Annotated in this window: 19 protein-coding genes; 8 read left to right on the forward strand and 11 right to left on the reverse strand. The window is 68.8% G+C overall.

Features of this window, described 5'->3' with window-relative positions; translation table 11 throughout:
* The first annotated feature begins 41 nt into the window (after nt 1–41).
* Together ABFX36_RS15805 and rarD are read left to right on the forward strand one after the other, a co-directional pair.
* Nucleotides 42–788, forward strand: coding sequence for a 5-oxoprolinase subunit PxpA (locus ABFX36_RS15805; protein WP_346077299.1), 747 nt, complete (start codon nt 42–44; stop codon nt 786–788).
* Entirely contained in the window at nt 785–1,705 is a 921-nt protein-coding gene (gene rarD / locus ABFX36_RS15810) for an EamA family transporter RarD (RefSeq protein ID WP_346077301.1), read from the forward strand. Before ABFX36_RS15805 ends, rarD begins: the two co-directional genes overlap by 4 nt.
* Here the strand turns inward: rarD and ABFX36_RS15815 are convergent.
* The 6 genes from ABFX36_RS15815 to ABFX36_RS15840 form a co-directional block, all read right to left on the reverse strand.
* Entirely contained in the window at nt 1,665–3,104 is a 1,440-nt protein-coding gene (locus tag ABFX36_RS15815) for a phosphatase PAP2 family protein (RefSeq protein ID WP_346077303.1), read from the reverse strand. The genes rarD and ABFX36_RS15815 overlap by 41 nt on opposite strands.
* 90 nt (nt 3,105–3,194) lie before the next feature.
* Complete coding sequence (rlmB, locus tag ABFX36_RS15820) at nt 3,195–4,148, reverse strand: 23S rRNA (guanosine(2251)-2'-O)-methyltransferase RlmB (RefSeq protein ID WP_006894272.1); 954 nt, start codon at nt 4,146–4,148, stop codon at nt 3,195–3,197.
* Nucleotides 4,148–5,542 (reverse strand): cysteine--tRNA ligase, encoded by a 1,395-nt coding sequence (gene cysS / locus ABFX36_RS15825; protein WP_062366284.1) that lies wholly within the window; start codon nt 5,540–5,542, stop codon nt 4,148–4,150. Before cysS ends, rlmB begins: the two co-directional genes overlap by 1 nt.
* 11 nt (nt 5,543–5,553) lie before the next feature.
* On the reverse strand, nt 5,554–6,018 hold the full coding sequence (ispF, locus tag ABFX36_RS15830; RefSeq protein ID WP_346077324.1) for a 2-C-methyl-D-erythritol 2,4-cyclodiphosphate synthase: 465 nt from the start codon (nt 6,016–6,018) through the stop codon (nt 5,554–5,556).
* Nucleotides 6,019–6,033: 15 nt separating this feature from the next.
* A complete protein-coding gene (gene ispD, locus ABFX36_RS15835; RefSeq protein ID WP_039866632.1) occupies nt 6,034–6,705 on the reverse strand; it encodes a 2-C-methyl-D-erythritol 4-phosphate cytidylyltransferase in 672 nt (223 codons plus the stop codon).
* Nucleotides 6,702–7,190, reverse strand: a complete 489-nt coding sequence (locus tag ABFX36_RS15840) for a CarD family transcriptional regulator (RefSeq protein ID WP_006894267.1) — start codon at nt 7,188–7,190, stop codon at nt 6,702–6,704. Before ABFX36_RS15840 ends, ispD begins: the two co-directional genes overlap by 4 nt.
* 280 nt (nt 7,191–7,470) lie before the next feature.
* Here ABFX36_RS15840 and ABFX36_RS15845 point away from each other — a divergent pair, with 280 nt between their 5' ends.
* Nucleotides 7,471–8,160 (forward strand): copper chaperone PCu(A)C domain-containing protein, encoded by a 690-nt coding sequence (locus ABFX36_RS15845; RefSeq protein ID WP_346077306.1) that lies wholly within the window; start codon nt 7,471–7,473, stop codon nt 8,158–8,160.
* 132 nt (nt 8,161–8,292) lie between these two features.
* Nucleotides 8,293–9,681 carry a DNA repair protein RadA gene (gene radA / locus ABFX36_RS15850; protein WP_346077308.1) on the forward strand — a complete coding sequence of 463 codons (1,389 nt, stop codon included), beginning with the start codon at nt 8,293–8,295 and terminating at the stop codon, nt 9,679–9,681.
* On the opposite strand, the gene ABFX36_RS15855 is transcribed toward radA, so the two are convergent.
* Nucleotides 9,666–10,205, reverse strand: a complete 540-nt coding sequence (locus ABFX36_RS15855; protein WP_006894262.1) for a PaaI family thioesterase — start codon at nt 10,203–10,205, stop codon at nt 9,666–9,668. The genes radA and ABFX36_RS15855 overlap by 16 nt on opposite strands.
* Nucleotides 10,206–10,225: 20 nt before the next feature.
* Here ABFX36_RS15855 and disA point away from each other — a divergent pair, with 20 nt between their 5' ends.
* Entirely contained in the window at nt 10,226–11,323 is a 1,098-nt protein-coding gene (disA, locus tag ABFX36_RS15860; protein WP_006894261.1) for a DNA integrity scanning diadenylate cyclase DisA, read from the forward strand.
* Nucleotides 11,324–11,333: 10 nt separating this feature from the next.
* Here the strand turns inward: disA and ABFX36_RS15865 are convergent, their stop codons facing one another.
* Both ABFX36_RS15865 and ABFX36_RS15870 read right to left on the reverse strand, forming a co-directional pair.
* Nucleotides 11,334–12,089, reverse strand: a complete 756-nt coding sequence (locus tag ABFX36_RS15865) for a hypothetical protein (RefSeq protein WP_346077311.1) — start codon at nt 12,087–12,089, stop codon at nt 11,334–11,336.
* A 78-nt stretch (nt 12,090–12,167) separates the two neighbouring features.
* Complete coding sequence (locus ABFX36_RS15870; protein ID WP_006894259.1) at nt 12,168–12,785, reverse strand: carbonic anhydrase; 618 nt, start codon at nt 12,783–12,785, stop codon at nt 12,168–12,170.
* Here ABFX36_RS15870 and ABFX36_RS15875 point away from each other — a divergent pair.
* Entirely contained in the window at nt 12,784–13,662 is an 879-nt protein-coding gene (locus ABFX36_RS15875) for an HhH-GPD family protein (RefSeq protein WP_346077314.1), read from the forward strand. The two genes, ABFX36_RS15870 and ABFX36_RS15875, sit on opposite strands and share 2 nt — an antisense overlap.
* Here the strand turns inward: ABFX36_RS15875 and ABFX36_RS15880 are convergent.
* Nucleotides 13,645–14,439: an alpha/beta fold hydrolase gene (locus ABFX36_RS15880; protein ID WP_045536844.1), complete on the reverse strand. Its 795-nt coding sequence runs from the start codon at nt 14,437–14,439 to the stop codon at nt 13,645–13,647. The genes ABFX36_RS15875 and ABFX36_RS15880 overlap by 18 nt on opposite strands.
* A 48-nt stretch (nt 14,440–14,487) precedes the next feature.
* On the opposite strand from ABFX36_RS15880, the gene ABFX36_RS15885 reads away from it, so the two are divergent.
* Nucleotides 14,488–14,793 (forward strand): antibiotic biosynthesis monooxygenase family protein, encoded by a 306-nt coding sequence (locus tag ABFX36_RS15885; protein ID WP_006894255.1) that lies wholly within the window; start codon nt 14,488–14,490, stop codon nt 14,791–14,793.
* Between the two features lie 100 nt (nt 14,794–14,893).
* A complete protein-coding gene (locus ABFX36_RS15890) occupies nt 14,894–16,348 on the forward strand; it encodes an aldehyde dehydrogenase (RefSeq protein ID WP_346077317.1) in 1,455 nt (484 codons plus the stop codon).
* 75 nt (nt 16,349–16,423) lie between these two features.
* Here ABFX36_RS15890 and ABFX36_RS15895 read toward each other — a convergent pair whose 3' ends face one another.
* Nucleotides 16,424–17,020, reverse strand: a complete 597-nt coding sequence (locus ABFX36_RS15895; RefSeq protein ID WP_346077319.1) for a TetR/AcrR family transcriptional regulator — start codon at nt 17,018–17,020, stop codon at nt 16,424–16,426.
* Nucleotides 17,021–17,373: the final 353 nt, after the last annotated feature.

Raw genomic sequence — 17,373 nt, forward strand, 5'->3', positions numbered from 1 at the left:
GCGTCGACCCTAACCCGAGCGTCGTCATTACCATTGACACCGTGGGCCTCTCTTCTCGCGTCATCGATCTGAACGCCGACCTCGGCGAGGGGGTCGGCGACGACTCGGCGATGATCACCCTGGTGACGAGCGCGAACGTCGCGTGCGGCTTCCATGCAGGCACTCCGCGCGAACTGTTGGCCACCTGCCGCGAGGCGGCCGCCGCCGGCGTGCGGATCGGCGCGCAGGTCTCCTACCCGGACCTGTCCGGGTTCGGCCGCCGTTTCATGGATCTCGCCCCCGACGACCTGTTCGCCGACATCGTCTATCAGATCGGCGCTCTGCGGGCGCTCACCGAATCCGTCGGCGCCACCGTGGAATACGTGAAGCCGCACGGCGCGCTCTACAACGCGGTGGTGCATCACACGACGCAGGCCGGCGTCGTCGTCGAGGCGGCGGCCGCGTCCGGCCTCCCCCTCATGTGCCTGCCCGGATCGGAGGTGGAACGGATCGCCGGCTCAGCGGACGTGCCGGTCATCCGCGAGGCCTTCGCCGATCGCGGCTACACCCCCGAGGGCACGCTGGTGCCCCGGTCCGAGCCCGGTGCCCTGCTCACCGATCCGGCCGAGGTGGCCGCGCGAGTGCTCGAGCTGGCGGAGACCGGACGGATCACGGCGATCGACGGCACGGTGGTGGAAGTGATCGCCGACTCGGTGTGCCTGCACGGCGACACCCCCGGCGCGGTGGAGCACGCCCGTCGCGTCCGCGCCGCGCTCGCACGCGCCGGCGTCGACGTGCGCGCTCGGTGAGAACCCCCGTACCCGCCGACAGCGCCCGCGGGGTGGCCGCGGGATTCGGCGCCTACGCGCTGTGGGGCCTGTTCCCGATCCTGTTCGACGCGATGCTCCCGGCCGGTCCGTGGGAGATCCTCGCCAACCGCATCCTGTGGACGCTCGTGCTGTGCGCCGCGATTCTCGCCGTGCTGCGCGACTGGTCGTGGATCGCGCCGCTGCGCCGACGACCCCGGCTGATCGCCGGCGTCACCGCCGCCGCCCTGCTCATCGCCACCAACTGGGTCGTGTACGTCGCAGCTGTCACCTCCGGCCACACCAGCGACGCCGCCCTCGGCTACTTCCTGAATCCGATCGCCACCGTGGCCCTGGGCGTAGTGCTGCTGCGGGAACGCCTGCGGCCACTGCAATGGGCGGCGGTGGCGGTCGGCGTGGTCGCGGGCGGCTATCTCACCTTCGCCGCGGGCGTGTTTCCGACCACGGCGCTGGCCCTGGCCGCGTCGTTCGCCCTGTACGGGCTGGTCAAGAAGAAGGTCGGCGACACTCTGCCCGCGCTTCACGGACTCACCTTGGAGACGGCGATACTGGCGCCGGCCGCGGCCGTCATCCTGGTGGTCGTCGCATTCACTCCGGCCGGTCTCACGTTCGGTGACGGCGTCGGGCACACCGGCCTGCTGGTGTTCTCCGGCGTCGCGACCGCGGTGCCGCTGCTGCTGTTCGCCGCTGCCGCCCGTCGCATCCCGCTGGTGACCGTCGGGCTGATCCAGTTCGTCACACCGATCATGCAGCTGCTGTGCGCGGTGCTGATCCTCGACGAACACCTGCCGCCCGAACGCTGGATCGGATTCGCGATCGTGTGGGTGGCGCTGGCGCTGCTGGCGACCGACAGCGTCCTCAGAGCTTGGTGGAACCGGCCTTCTTCGCCTCGCGCGTGATCGAGGACCAGGCCTCGCTTCCCCAGGTCCGCGCCGCGGCGGCCCATTCGCGTCCCCTCCGCACCATCGGGCCGGCCTCGGCGGGGATCTCGCCGGCCGGGATCCGATCGCGACCGGGGTGCATCTCCACGGTGAGGAAGGCCGCCGCCACCGCGAGCACGGTGGCGATCAGCGCGAGCCCGCCGAGCACGCCGCTGTCGGACATCTCGACGGCCAGGTACCGCGTGGCCAGAAGCAGCCCGGAGAAGGCCGCAGTGCCGAAGACGACCACCGCGAGCCGGTGACGCGACCAGCCCAGTTCGGGGCGGGTGAGCGCCGCCTCGAGCGTGAGGGTGAAGATCGCTCCGGCGAGGACGTCGATCGCGTAGTGGAAGCCGAAGCCGAGGGTCGCGCCGGTGGTGCAGATCAACCAGAACGTGCCGAACACCTTCGACAGCGCCGGACCCCGCCATCCGTGCAGAAAGATGCACATCGCCCATGCGGTGTGCAGGCTCGGCATGCAGTTCCGTGCCACGCTCTGGTTGTAGTAGTGCGCCGCGGGATCGCCGATCACCGGCAACTGCTGCGGCCACACGTCCTGCCAGTCCGCGCCCAGCAGCTCATGACCGAAGGCGTAGGTGGGGCCGACGACGGGGAACAGGAAGTAGATCACCGGACCGATCAGCCCGATCAGCAGGAAGGTCCGCACGATGTGATGCCGCGGGAAGCCGTCGCGGGCGCTGTTGCGGAGTTGGAAGAAGGCGATCACCGCCGCGGCCACCGGCAGGTACACGTAGACCTTGCTGAGGACCTCGGTGAGCCACGGGGTACCGGAGACCACCGAGCCGATCGCCCACGACGGGCTGCCGAGGGCCCGGTCGGCGAGTTCGACGTATTCGTCGAGCACGTTCGGGTTGGCCCGGCTCGACAGCACCAGCCACACGTCGCCGACGCGGCCCATCACGATCAACAGCAGCCCGAGGCCCACCGCCTTGAGAGTTCCGGCCCGCTCGCGCCCGCGCAGTCGCCATCCCGCGAAGGTGGCCGTGCCGATCAACGCGAACAGGATGCCGTTCCCGACGGTCGGAGCGTTGCCGACGATCAGGCGCTGCGTGTTCCAGGCGAGTTCGAGTGCGACGGCCGCGCCCACCACGGGCAGTCGCATCCGCGACGGCATGCACACTAGTGCGAGCAGCATGCCCGCGATCTTGATCTCACCGATCTGCGGCCGTCCCACCAGATCGGTGGCGAGGAGATCCAGCGGTCCGCGCAGGTGGTTCACCCGAGCGACGACCTCGATCAGGATGACGAACCCGACCAGGATTCCGACGATAAGCGCCCAGACACGGCCCGAGAACTCGAGACGGCGCCCCGAACGCAGCTGCGCCCACATCGACCGCAAGGAATCCTCAGCAAACATTCCTTACACGTTAGTAAACGAATACTTAACAGTAGGAATCAGAGTGACGCAATCGTCATTCAACCGAACGAACGACGTGACCCGCAGCACTCAGCCGACGCGGCGTTGCCTGGCGAACTCCGCCAGGACCACACCTGCCGCGACTGAGGCGTTGAGGCTCTCCACCTCGCCCGCGATCGGGATCGACAGGATCGAGTCGCAGTTCTCGCGAACCAGACGCGACAGCCCCTTGCCCTCCGACCCGACGACGATCACCGTGGGGCCCGTGCCGTCGTAGTCGTCGAGCGAGACGTCGCCGCCCGCGTCGAGTCCGACGATCTGGGCGCCCTTCTTGGCCCAGTCGAGCAGGGTGCGGTTCAGATTCGGCGTGGCCGCCACCGGCATCCGGGCCGCAGCGCCCGCGCTGGTGCGCCACGCGACGGCGGTCATCCCCGCGCTGCGCCGCTGCGGGATCACCACACCGTGTCCGCCGAACGCGGCCACACTGCGGATCACCGCACCGAGGTTGCGCGGGTCGGTGATGTTGTCGAGCGCCACCAGCAACGGCGCCTGCGGCGCGGCGAGGGCATCCGCCATGAGATCGTCCGGGTGCGCGTACTGGTACTCCGGCACCTGCAGTGCGAGCCCCTGATGCAGCCCGTTCGGCGACATCCGGTCCAGTTCCGGCTTCGCGACCTCGAGGATCGAGATCCCGCGGTCTCCCGCGGTGTGCACCGCCTCCTTGACGCGCTCGTCGGCGTCCACCGTCGTCATCACATACAGCGCGGTGGCGGGCACCCCGGCACGCAGACATTCGACGACCGGGTTGCGGCCCACGACGTACTCGGGACCGCCGTCCTCGGACTTGCGGTGATTTCGACGCCCCGCGGCCTTGGCCGCGGCCTTCGCCTTCTTGTGAGCGGGGTGGTAGGTGCGGTCGACGGCCTTCGGAGTGGCTCCGCGGCCTTCGAGACCGCGCCGGCGCTGCCCGCCGGATCCGACGACCTGGCCCTTCTTGCTTCCGGCCTTCCTGGTCGCCCCGCGACGCTGTGAGTTTCCGGCCATCAGTGTTCCTTCGATTTGAGCGCCCACTGGGCGCCGTCGGGGGTGTCGGTCACTTCGACGCCGGCTGCGGCGAGCCGGTCGCGGACCTCGTCCGCGGTGGTCCAGTCCTTGGCGGCGCGGGCCTGCGCCCGCCGGTCCAATTCTGCCTTGACGAGCACGTCGAGCGCAGCGTGAGCGTCGTCATCGACGCCCTCGGCGGCCCAGTGCGGGTCGAGCGGATCGGTCCCGAGGACCGCGGTCATGGCCCTCACCTGCGCCGCGATCTGCCTCGCGCGGCCACCATCGCCCGACTCCAGGGCGGTGTTGCCCTCGCGGACGGCGTTGTGCACGGCCGCGAGCGCGGCCGGAACTCCGAGGTCGTCGTCCAGGGCGGCGGCGAAGTCGTCGTTCACCTCGCCGACCTCGACGTCGCCGACGCGTTCGGCGACGCGATGCACGAACGACTCGATACGCCGATAGCCGGCCGCGGCCTCGGCCAGCGCGCCGTCGGAGTACTCGAGCATTGACCGGTAGTGCGCGCTCCCGAGGTAGTAGCGCAGTTCCACGGCCCGGGCCCGCTCCAGCATCGCCGGGATGGCGACCACGTTGCCGAGCGATTTGCTCATCTTCTCGCCGCTCATCGTGACCCAGCCGTTGTGCAGCCAGTACCGAGCGAAGCCGTCGCCGGCACCGTGGCTCTGAGCGATCTCGTTCTCGTGATGCGGAAAGATCAAATCCATTCCGCCGCAATGAATGTCGAACTCGGCACCGAGCAGCGAGGTCGCCATCGCCGAGCACTCGAGGTGCCAGCCGGGACGCCCGTCGCCCCACGGCGTCGGCCACGACGGCTCCCCGGGCTTGGTGGCCTTCCACAGCGTGAAGTCACGGGGATCGCGTTTGCCGGTGCCCGCGCTCTCACCCTGGTGTACGTCCTCGAGCCGGTGGCCGGAGAGGCTTCCGTAGTCGGGCAGACTGCGCACGTCGAAGTAGACGTTGCCGTCGGCGGCGTACGCGTGACCGCGCTCGATGAGACGCTCCATGTACTGCACCATCTGGGTGATGAAGCCCGTGGCACGCGGCTCCGCCGAGGGCGGCAGCACACCGAGGGCGTCGTAGGCCCGGGTGAACTCCCTCTCGTGCGTGGCCGCCCATTCCCACCACGGACGGCCCGCTTCGGCGGCCTTGTTCAAGATCTTGTCGTCGATGTCGGTGACGTTGCGGACGAAGAGCACGTCCAACCCGCGGTAGGCGAGCCACCGCCGCAGCACGTCGAACGCGATGCCGCTCCGGACGTGACCGATGTGGGGAACGCCCTGAACCGTCGCACCGCACAGGTACACCGATGCCGTTCCGGGACGAAGGGGAACGAAGTCGCGAACCTCGCGGGCAGCCGAGTCGTAGAGGCGTAGAGTCACGGCCTGCGATTCTACTTGAGGGCCAGCAGTGCGGTGGCCACCGCCGCGATGCCCTCGCCGCGTCCCGTCAGACCCAGTCCGTCGCTGGTGGTGCCGGAGACCGAGACCGGTGCCCCCAGCAGATCGGACAGCACCCGCTGGGCCTCCGCACGACGCGGCCCGACCTTCGGCCGCTCCCCGATGATCTGCACCGAGGCGTTCACCGGAGCGAAGCCCGCCTCGTCGAGAAGGCCGCGGACGTGGCCGAGCATCGCCGCGCCGGTGACCCCGGACCACTCCGGTCGCCCCACGCCGAAGACCACGCCGACATCGCCCAGCCCGGCGGCCGAGAGCAGTGCGTCGCAGAGTGCGTGAACGCCGACGTCGCCGTCGGAGTGCCCCGAGCAGCCGTCGGCGTCGTCGAAGAGCAGCCCCAGCATCCAGCAGGGTCGGCCGGCCTCGATCGGGTGGACGTCGGTCCCGACGCCGACGCGCATGTCCATCGCAGACACTCAGTGCTCCTGTGCGGTGATGAGCCTGGCCAGTGCCAGGTCGAACTGGGTGGTCACCTTGAACGCCATCGCGTCGCCCGGGATCACTCGAACCGGGATGCCCAGGGCTTCGACCAGTCCGGCGTCGTCGGTGGCGTCTGCCTGTGCGTCGTGCGCCCGGCGCAGCACCTGTGCGGTGAAACCCTGCGGGGTCTGCACGGCACGCAGCTCCGACCGGTCGGGAGTGTCCCGCACCAAGCCGTCGGCGTCGACCCGTTTGAGGGTGTCGGCGACCGCGATTCCCGGGACCACCGCGTCGGCGCCGCCCCGGAGCGCGGTGACCACCGAGGCGAAGAGTGCCGGCGGGGTGAGAGCCCGGGCCGCATCGTGCACCAGGATCAGTTCCGCGTCGGGCACGGCCGCCAGACCGGCCCGGACCGAATCGCTCCGCTCGGCTCCGCCCGGCACCACGACGGCGTCCGGGACGAGCGCCGCGGCGCGGTCGAGCAGTTCCGGAGGTGCGGCCACGACGATGACGTCGACGACGCCGGACCTGCGTGCCGCCGAGGCGCTCAGCTCGAGCAGCGTGACGCCGTCGAGCTCGACGAACGCCTTCGGCACGGTCTCACCGAGACGGGTACCTCTTCCCGCTGCCGGGATCAGTGCGGCTACCGGGCCACTGCCTGCTGTCAGGACGCCGCAGCCAGGATCTCGTCGAGCATGCTGTCGGCCTTGGCGTCGTTGGTGTGCTGTGCGAGCGAGAGCTCGTCGACCAGCACGCGCCGGGCCCGGGTCAGCATGCGCTTCTCGCCTGCCGACAGACCGCGGTCCTGCTCGCGGCGCCACAGATCGCGGACGATCTCGGCCACCTTGATGATGTCGCCGGAGATCAGCTTCTCCTGATTGGCTTTGAATCGGCGGGCCCAGTTGGTGGGCTCCTCCGTGTGCGGTGCGCGCAGCACCTGAAAGACCTGATCCAGACCCTCCTGGCCGACCACGTCGCGCACACCGACGTAATCGAGCTTGCTGGACGGGATCTGAACTGTCATGTCACCGTCGGCAACCTTCAGGACCAGGTACTCGATCTCTTCACCCTTGATGGTCCGAATGACGATGTCTTCGACTCGAGCAGCACCGTGATGGGGGTATACAACGGTGTCGCCAACTTTGAAATTCAATGTCCACTGCCCCTTTCGAATGTAACCAGTCTAACACGCGAGGGCCGACAGCCTTCTCCAACGGTGCAGGTCAACCGAGGTGCAAGCAGGTGAACGACGGTATTTGCGCCCCGCCTGCCACCTTCGGGAAGCACAGTTGCACGCCTGAACCGAACGGCCCGGCGCTAATATCATCGGGACAATCTGGCGACCCGGGCGAACTTTTCCCGGCCTCGCCAACTACGCTGCGTAGTGAGAGTTCGCATCACCGGCGGACAACGCGACGACCACCCCGGAGGAAATGGTGTCAGTGCTCAATCGGTCCACCCGCCGTCTGGCCTCGGCCGCCGCAGTCGGCGCGCTCGGCATCGCGATCGCCCTCGGCACCACGGCCTGCGGTGCGGGAAAGATCTCGCAGACCGCGAATCAGGAGCCGGCCGTCAACGGCGCGAGCGGATCCATCACTCTGACCCCGTCCGAGTACGACGGCCAGGTGATGTCGAACGGATCGATCGCGATCCGCAATGCGCATGTGCTGTACCCGGTCTCGAAGGCCGACCAGATCTTCGGCGACGGCGGACCTTTCGCCCTCGCGTTCAACATCGCCAACGACAGCCCCACTCGCGTGGTCAAGCTGCAGAGCGTCTCGGCGAAGACCGGCAACATCAAGCTGACGCCGCCGACCTCAACCACCGGCGGCGACCCCGCCTCCATCGCCCCCGGAAAGGCCCTGCTGGCCGGACAGCCGTCCGGCTCGGATCCGGATCTGGCCGCCGGAGCGGACAGCCGCTGGACGGTGGAGCTCACCAACGCCGGCGACACCGTCGCCGCCGGTCTGACCGTCCCGATCACCTTCAACTTCGCCGTCTACGACCTGGGCGGCAAGCAGGTCGAGACCGTGTCGACCACCGTCGACACCCCCGTCGACGGCGGCACGCTCAACGAGCGCCAGGACGTCGTCCGCGACGTGCAGGGCGAGAGCGAGCACTGAGCCGCACCGAACTCCTCACAGCGGCGCCCCGGTCACTCGACCCGGGGCGCCGCTCTTGTCGTACTGGTCGCCTACAGTGTCTGCGTGGCCGGACGGACCGGGTGACGAGCGCGTCGGCGGACAGGGGAAGACATGGCTAAGACCCGATCGGTGTTCCGCTGCTCCGCATGCGGTCACCAGGTGGCGAAGTGGTTCGGCAGATGCCCCGAGTGCGGCGAATGGGGAACCATCGCCGAATCGGCGCCGGCGGCCGCCGCCGCACGCACCGGCACCACGTCGGTGGCACCGTCCAGTCCGGCCGTCCGCATCACCGAGGTGGTCTCCGGAGCGGTGGGCTCATGCCCCACCGGCATCGCCGAGTTCGACCGCGTGCTCGGCCGCGGAGTGGTCCCCGGTTCGGTGATCCTGCTCGCGGGCGAGCCCGGGGTCGGCAAATCGACACTCCTGCTCGAAACCGTGAAACACTGGGCGGCGCAAGGCAAGACGGCACTGTACGTCACCGGGGAGGAGTCGGCCGGCCAGGTCCGGCTTCGCGCCGAACGCACCGACGCGGTGCACGAGAACATCTACCTGGCGTCGGAGACCGACCTCGCGACGGTGCTCGGACACGTCGAGGCGGTGGCGCCCACCCTGCTGATCGTCGACTCCGTGCAGACGATGGTCGCGACGGGCACCGACGGCGTCACCGGCGGTGTCACGCAGATCCGGGCGGTCACCACCGCACTGGTCTCGCTCGCCAAGACGAGCGGAATCGCCGTGATCCTGGTCGGTCACGTCACCAAGGACGGCACCGTGGCCGGTCCCCGCTCACTGGAGCATCTGGTGGACGTGGTGCTGGCCTTCGAAGGCGACCGCCACTCGTCGCTGCGGATGATCCGGGGCATCAAGAACCGATTCGGCCCCTCCGACGAAGTCGGCTGCTTCGAGCAGCGGTCCGACGGCATCCATCAGGTCAGCGACCCGTCGGGCATCTTCGTACACCACCACGAGTCCGATGTCGCGGGCAGCGCCGCCCTGGTCGCGATGGACGGCCGCCGCGCCCTCGTCGGCCAGATCCAGGCGCTGCTCAACGACACCCAGATGACCTCGCCCAGGCGCGCGGTCTCCGGTCTGGACTCGGCGCGTGTGGCGATGATGCTCGCCGTCGCCGAGAAGCACGCGGGCATCAAGGCCAGCACCAAGGAGGTCTACGCCTCCACCGTCGGCGGGATGAGAGTCACCGAGCCGGCCGCCGACCTGGCGATCTTCCTGGCGCTGTACTCGTCGCACCACGACGTCGCGGTACCGTCGTCGACCGTCGCGATCGGCGAGGTCGGCCTCGCCGGCGAGGTCCGCCGGGTGTCGTCGGTGGGCCGCCGCGTCGCCGAGGCCAAACGGCTCGGGTTCGGGCACGCGATCATTCCCGCCGGAACGCAGGACGAGGATCTGCCGCGCGGAATCCGCATCAGCCGGGTCAACAACCTCCTGGAGGCACAGTCGGCGGCGACGGCGCGGTCGGACTACGCTCAGGCCCCGTTCTGATGCCCTGAGGGATGCACCGCGCGATCGCGGTATCCGGCGAAGTGCTTCTCGAGATCGATGGCGATGAACAGCCCGTGCGCCGCGGCGACGGGCTCCTGGGGATCGCCGAGATGGGCGACGGCGCGCGTGTAGACCTTGCGGCGCACGCCCCCGAGGATCTCACCGGTGAACTGCACGGTGGAGCCCAGCGGAATCGGCTTGGCGTAGTCGATCTCCAGGTGCCCGGTCACCACCGGCATGCGGAGCAGCAGCGGCGAGGTTCCCATCACCTCGTCGAAGGCGGTGGAGAGGAGTCCGCCGTGGATCACGCCGGGACCGCCCTGCATCCAGTCCTCCACCTTCATCGATGCGGACACCGTGAGCCCCTCGCCCGCGATCACGTCGATTCGCAGACCCACCGGCGCGTCGGCGCCGCATCCGAAACACATGCTGTGATGCAGGTTGATTCGACGGCCGGGCGACGTCGCCTTCGGGTCGCGGGACAGTGGCTCGATGTCTGCGGGCAGCACGAATGAGGTCTTCACGTACCGCTACCCTAGTTCAGGTGACCGATACCGTTATCCCCGAGTCCAGCCGCGCCGAGCAGATCCGTTCCGCGCTCCGCCGCGTGGCTCCGGGGACCGGGCTTCGCGACGGACTCGAACGCATCCTCCGCGGCGGCACCGGCGCGCTGATCGTCCTCGGATACGACGACGACACCGAGCGGCTCTGCGACGGCGGCTTCCACCTCGACATCGAGTTCGCCCCCACCCGTCTGCGCGAACTGTCGAAGATGGACGGCGCCGTGGTGCTCTCCGACGACGGCAAACGGATCGTGCGCGCCAACGTCCAGCTGATGCCCGATCCCACCATCCCCACTGAAGAGTCGGGCACACGGCACCGCGCCGCCGAGCGGACCGCCATCCAGACCGGGGTCCCGGTGATCTCGGTGAGTGCGTCGATGTCGATCGTGAGCGTCTACGTGGGCGGACAGCGTCGCGTCGTCGAGAACCCGGACGCCATCCTCTCGCGCGCCAACGTCGCGCTCACCACGCTCGAACGCTACAAGTCTCGCCTCGACGAGGTCAGCAGCCAGCTCTCGCGCGCGGAGATCGAGGACTACGTGCTGCTGCGCGATGCGATGAGTGCCGCCCAGCGGATGGAGATGGTCCGACGCGTCTCGGTCGAGATCGACGAGTACGTCCTCGAACTCGGAGTCAACGGCAGGCAGGTGTCGCTGCAGTTGGAGGAGTTGATCAATGACAACGACACGATGCGCGAACTGCTGGTGCGCGACTACCACGCGAGCCCGGAGCCGGCCAGCACCGAACAGGTGCGCCAGATACTCGAAGCGGTGGAGTCGCTCTCGGACGCCGATCTGCTCGATCTGACGATGGTGGCCGGGGCCTTCGGCTACCCGACCTCGCTCGAGGCCCAGGACACCGCGATGAGCCCCCGCGGCTACCGTCTGCTGGCCCGCATCTCCCGCCTGCAGTTCGGCCACATCGACCGGCTCGTCCGTCATTTCGGCACCCTGCAGTCGCTGCTCGCGAGCAGCGCAGCCGATCTTCAGTCGGTCGAGGGCATCGGGAGCATCTGGGCCCGGCACATCCGGGAGGGGCTCTCGCGGCTCGCCGAGAGCAGCCTCGAACGGTTCGACTGACGTCGGATCGCTACTGCTGTGCGGGTGCCTGCGCGGGAGCGACGAAGTTGAACGTGATCGGCGCCGACTCGCGCTCGGCCAGCTTCGCGGTGGCCTGGTAGCCGCCCGCCGCCACCTGGACGCGCTTCTTGGTGCATCCGGGATTGCTTGTGGTGCCCGACCAGGTGATGGTGTCGGTGACCTGCTGGCCCGGCGCAAGAACCTGGATGTTCACGCCCTTGTCCGGCGCGCAGTCCTGCGCCGACCACAGCGTCCGGCTTCCGTCCAGCGTGCGGACGATGACGTTCTGGGCGGCCTTGCCCACGTCGCGCGAACAGGCGGCGAGTCCGCCGTTGGTGGTGACGATCGTGAAGACCGGCTGGTCGCCGACGGTGTATGTGGGCTTGTCCGTGTAGAGCACCACCGACAGGCTCTGGTCGGAGCATCCGGGAGCACCCGCGTCCGCGGCGGGTGCGTCGGACTGCTGCGCGGGCGCGGGGGCGGGAGCCGAGGGCGTGGCACTCGGATCGCCGCCCTGGCCGTGCTCGCCTCCGCCGCTTGGCGCCTCACTGCTCGGCGGGGCGCTCTGCACTGCGGCCGAAGGCGCCGCGGGCTCGGTCGAGGACTTCGCCGCGGCGTTCTTCGAGTCGGGGGTGCTGTCGGAACCGCCGCTGAGCCAGACGATCAGGAGGATGACCACAACGATCGCGACGACCGCCCCGACGCCGGCGACGAGGCGCCGGCGCCAATACACCTCGGGCGGCAGTGGTCCTTGCGGTTCAATCACGCCCTCAACGGTATCGCCGCTCCCCTGTCAAGAGCAGCGAGGCCGTCCGGCGTGTCGTCGATTCCGCCGACCGAGGGCTCACTCGCCGATGTCGCCGATCACCTCGACCATCTCGACCTGACCGTCTTCGAGACGGTACGTGAGGCCGACGACGGCGAGCGTCCCCTTCTCGACCCGGTCGGCGATGATCTGGCTGCGGTCCATCAGCAGATGCACCGTCTCCTTCACGTGCCTGCCGATGAACCCGTAGTAGTCGTCGATGCCCTCGGCGCGTCCGGCCAGAATGCTCGGCATCACCTTCTCGACGATCGTCCGCACGTAGCCGTTCGGGAGGGTGTTGTTGTCGAGGGACTCGAGCGTCGAGCCGACGGCACCGCAGCTGCTGTGGCCGAGCACCACGATCAGCGGAACATTCAGAACGTCGGGGCCGAACTCGATGGTTCCGAGAACCGCTTCGTCGAGCACATGGCCGGCGGTGCGGACCACGAACATGTCGCCGAGCCCCTGGTCGAAGATGATCTCCGCGGCCAGTCGCGAGTCGCCGCAGCCGAACAGAACCACGTGCGGCTTCTGGCCGGAGACCAGAGCGGCCCGCTGGTCGCTACTCTGGTTCGGATGAATCGACCCCCCACCGACGAAACGCTCGTTGCCTTCTTTGATGACCTGCCATGCTTGCGCTGGGGTTAAGTTCTCCATGAGCGCAAGTATGCCACCGCGCGATGTACTCGATTGGTTCACCCGTGCCCGTCGACCGCTGCCGTGGCGCGAACCGGGCATACCCGGCTGGCACATCCTGATCAGCGAGATCATGCTCCAGCAGACTCCAGTCGCGCGCGTCCTCGAGCCCTGGCAGGAATGGGTGCGGCGGTGGCCGGTTCCGTCCGCGATGGCCGCCGAGACCACCGGAGAAGTGGTCCGCGCGTGGGGCCGGCTGGGGTATCCCCGGCGCGCGATGCGGCTCCACGAATGCGCGGGCGTCCTGGCCGCCGAGCACGGCGACGTGGTCCCCGACGACGTCGACACCCTGCTCACGCTGCCGGGGATCGGCGACTACACGGCCCGCGCCGTCGCGTGCTTCGCCTACGGCCGATCGGTCCCGGTGGTCGACACCAACGTGCGCCGGGTGATAGCCCGCGCGGTGCACGGCCGGGCGCAGGCCGGAAATCCCGCCAAGCGCGATCTGGCGGAGGCCGCGGCACTGTTGCCCGACGACGGCACCGCGCCGACGTTCTCGGCCGCGGTGATGGAGCTCGGGGCGCTCGTGTGCACTGCGCGCAACCCGCGGTGCGAGGAATGCCCCCTGCTCGGCAGCTGCCGCTGGGTGGCGCGCGGACGACCCGCCCACGACGGTCCCCCGCGTCGCACCCAGAAGTTCGAGGGCACCGACCGCCAGGCCCGCGGACGGCTCCTCGACGTGCTGCGCAGCGGTCGCGGCCCCGTCGAACGCGCCCGTCTCGACCCCGCGTGGACCGCCGACCCCGCCCAGCGCGACCGCGCGCTCGACTCACTGCTCGTCGACGGGCTCATCGAGGTGAACGACGACGGATTGTTCTGCCTAGCCGGCGAGGCCTGACAGGAAGGCCTCCACCGCGCCCCGGTACACGCCGGGGCGGTCGTCGTGAACCAGGTGCCCGGCGCCGGGAACTCGCAGATAGGCCGACTGCGGGTACCGCGCCTGACCGCCGCGGACGGCCATGTCTGCCATCTGCCCGGGCGGCGTCACGGAGTGCTCCGCCTCCACCAGCAGCGCGGGCACGTCGACCGCCTCCCACTGCGCCCAGAAGTCTCTGGTGCCCCACTCCTCGGCTATCGCCGCCCAGACGGGGATGCTGCCGTGGAGGCGACCGTCGTCGAAGGCCTCGTAGAAGTACCGGCCGGCGACGTCTCCGAACATCGCGACCGCCTCGTCGAGCCCGGCGAATCGTTCGGGCCAGCTGTCGAACCACGGGGCCCAGTCGCCGGTGGTGCGGCCGCGGAAATCCGGCGCCATGTCCTCGACCACGATCGCGCTCACCAGTTCGGGGAACTCGGCTGCCGCGCACCACGCGTGCAGCCCGCCCATCGAGTGACCCACGAGTACCGCGGGTCCGCGGTCGATCCAGGTGATCACCTCTCCGACGTCCGCGACGAACCGCTCGGTGGCGATGTCCTCAGGCGCGGGCGGGCGCGAATCGTCGAACCGGCCCTGATGGTAGGCGGCGTCGAAGGTGAACACTCGTCCGTAGCGGCGCAGCCAGGGAATCTGCCGGCTCCAGGTGCGTCCGCGGCCCATCAGTCCGTGCAGCAGAACGATCGCCCCGAGCCCGCCCTCGTCCCTGTCGAGGCCGCCGTAGTCAAGGAGTCCATTCACGACTCTCGACCCTAATCCGGCGGGCGGTTCGTCAGTAGGCTGGACGGCATGGCAATTGTGAAGATCAACGCGATCAAGATTCCCGAAGGCGCCGGCCCCGAACTGGAGAAGCGCTTCGCCGCGCGTGCGGGAGTGGTGGACGAGGCCGAGGGATTCCTCGGTTTCCAGCTGCTGCGTCCGGTCAAGGGCGAGGACCGGTACTTCGTCGTCACGCATTGGAAGGACGACGCGAGCTACCAGGCGTGGGCCGGTGGCGATGCCCGCGCCGCGCACAAGAGCGACCGCAAACCCGTCGCCACCGGTGCCGACCTCCTCGAGTTCGAGGTCGTGATCGACGTCGAGCCGAAGTCCTGACGGATCATCACGCACACGTCTTTCGCGCCAAGACGCTGGCAGTGATTTAGAACGTGTTCTAGTATCGAGGAAATAAGGTTTCCCGATACTAGGAGCACGTATGACCGAGCCCATCGAGACCACCCAGCTCTACATCGGCGGGAAGTGGGTCGCACCGCATTCCTCGCAGATTCTCGAGGTGTTCTCGCCCGCCACCGGCGAGAAGGTGGGCTCGGTCCCGCTGGCCGACGAGGTCGACGTTGACAACGCCGTCCGCGCCGCCCGCGAAGCGTTCGACTCCGGCGTGTGGCGCAACACGCCGCCGGCCCAGCGAGCTGCGGTGATCCGTCGGGCAGCGGAGCTGATCAATGAGCGCGGCGGCGAGATCGGCGCCCTCGTCTCGGCCGAGATGGGCGCCACTCCCGGCGACGTCGCGACCCTGCAGCAGCTGGCCGGGACCGGGGTCCTGAACGCCTATGCGGACGCCGCCGACGCATACGAATGGGAGGAGAAGCGGACCGGCCTGTTCGGCGAGAGCCTCGTGGTCCGCGAGCCCGTCGGGGTGGTCGGTGCGATCATCGCGTGGAACGTCCCGCTGTTCCTTTTCTGCAACAAGTTCGGCCCCGCTCTGGCGGCCGGCTGCTCCATCGTGCTCAAGCCCGCCCCCGAGACGCCGCTGAACGCGAATCTCCTGGCGGAGATCTTCACCGAGGCGGGCATTCCGGAGGGCGTGATCTCCGTGGTACCCGGCGGCATCGAGACCGGCCAGGCGCTCGTCGATCACCCCGACGTCGACAAGATCACGTTCACCGGCTCCACCGCGGCGGGCCGCGCCATCGCCGCACGCTGCGGTGACCAGCTCAAGCGCTGCTCGCTGGAACTGGGCGGCAAGTCCGCGGCCATCGTCCTCGAAGACGCCGACATCGCCGCCAGCGCGCCGATGCTCGTCTTCTCGGGCATCCTGAACTCCGGTCAGGCCTGCGTCGCACAGACGCGCGTGCTGGTCCCCCGCAGCAAGCACGACGAGGTGGTCGACGCGATGGTCGCGGTTGCCTCCACCTTCACCCCGGGACTGCCCGACGACCCGGAGACGAAGGTCGGCCCGATCATCAACGACAAGCAGCACGCCAAGATCACCGGCTACATCGCCAAGGGCAAGTCGGAGGGGGCCACCGCCGTTCTCGAGGTGCCCGCACCGGAGATCGGCACCGGCAACTTCGTCGGTCCCACCATCTTCACCGGCGTCACCAACGACATGACGATCGCCCGCGAAGAGATCTTCGGTCCGGTGATCAGCGTGATCGCCTACGACGATCTCGACGAGGCCATCGCCATCGCCAACGACTCCGACTACGGCCTCGCGGGCTCGGTCTGGACCACCGACATCGACAAGGGTGTCGAGGTCGCCAAGCAGATCCGCACCGGAACGATGGGCATCAACTGGTACGCGATCGACCCGTCGTCGCCCTTCGGCGGCTACAAGAAGTCCGGCATCGGCCGAGAGAACGGCCGCGAAGGACTCGAGAGCTACCTCGAGCACAAGGCCATCCTCATGCCGATGGGTTACACCTCGTAGCGCTCCCTCCCAAGAGCCGGCGCCCGCCTCCGAATCACCCCGGAGGCGGGCGCCATTTCATTCAGCGCCTGCGGCTCACACCCCGGCGAACGCCCGGACAGTCCGCTCCGCCACAGCCGCGACGTACGCGGCATCGGCGACGTCGTCAGTCATCAGGATCCGGAAGTAGAGCGGACTCGCGGCGGTCTCCAGAAACTCCCGCACATCGGTAGTCGACGGGAGTTCCCCTCGAGCGACAGCGCGCTCGACGATGACACCGCTGCGCAGGAACCGCTCATCCCAGAAGGCGGCGCGAGCGCGGCGTACGTCGTCCTCTGCCACGTCCACCATCACCGCTGCCTGCACGACCGCGCGAATCGCGCGGTCCCCCAGCGCCTCGACGATGCCCGACAGGAGCAGTTCGAGGTCGCCTCGCAACGAGCCGGTGTCGGGCGTCGCGACGTTCGTGCGAGCGAACCGAGTCAGGATGTCGCCGATGAGTGCCGCTTTCGTCGACCATCGGCGGTAGACGGTCGTCTTGTTGACACCAGCGCGATCCGCCACGTCGGTGAGTTGCAGTCCCGCGTACCCGACTTCCGCGAGGATCTCGAGCGTCGCCTCGTGAACCGCTGCGACCACCCGGGCGGAACGACCGCCCGGACGTCGACGTTCGGATACCGCATCGCCGGTCATCTCCGCTCAGTCCCTTTCATCGCCGCACTCGTCGAACCCGAACAAACGCAACTATAGTTGCTTTAGATTCCAGTGGCGACCGACGGACGGAGCTTTCGAGTGAACGAGAACGATGTGACGATCACAGCCGTGATCGATGGCCGCAGAGTCGGCCGCGACGAAGTGCTCGCCTGGGAGGCGCGCCGGATCCCGCGAGCCTCAAGGAAACTCGGCATGAAGGCTCCCTCTGAAGCGCCCTGGGTTTGTTGGAGGCTCCTGACCTTGGAAACGAGGATGGAGTTATGCCGAAGGAACTGGCGAATGGGAAGCCGACGACTCGTCGCTACTCGGTCGAGGAGAAGGCCGCCGCGGTG

The sequence above is a fragment of the Gordonia cholesterolivorans genome (genome assembly GCF_039531975.1).
GTDB lineage: Bacteria > Actinomycetota > Actinomycetes > Mycobacteriales > Mycobacteriaceae > Gordonia > Gordonia sihwensis.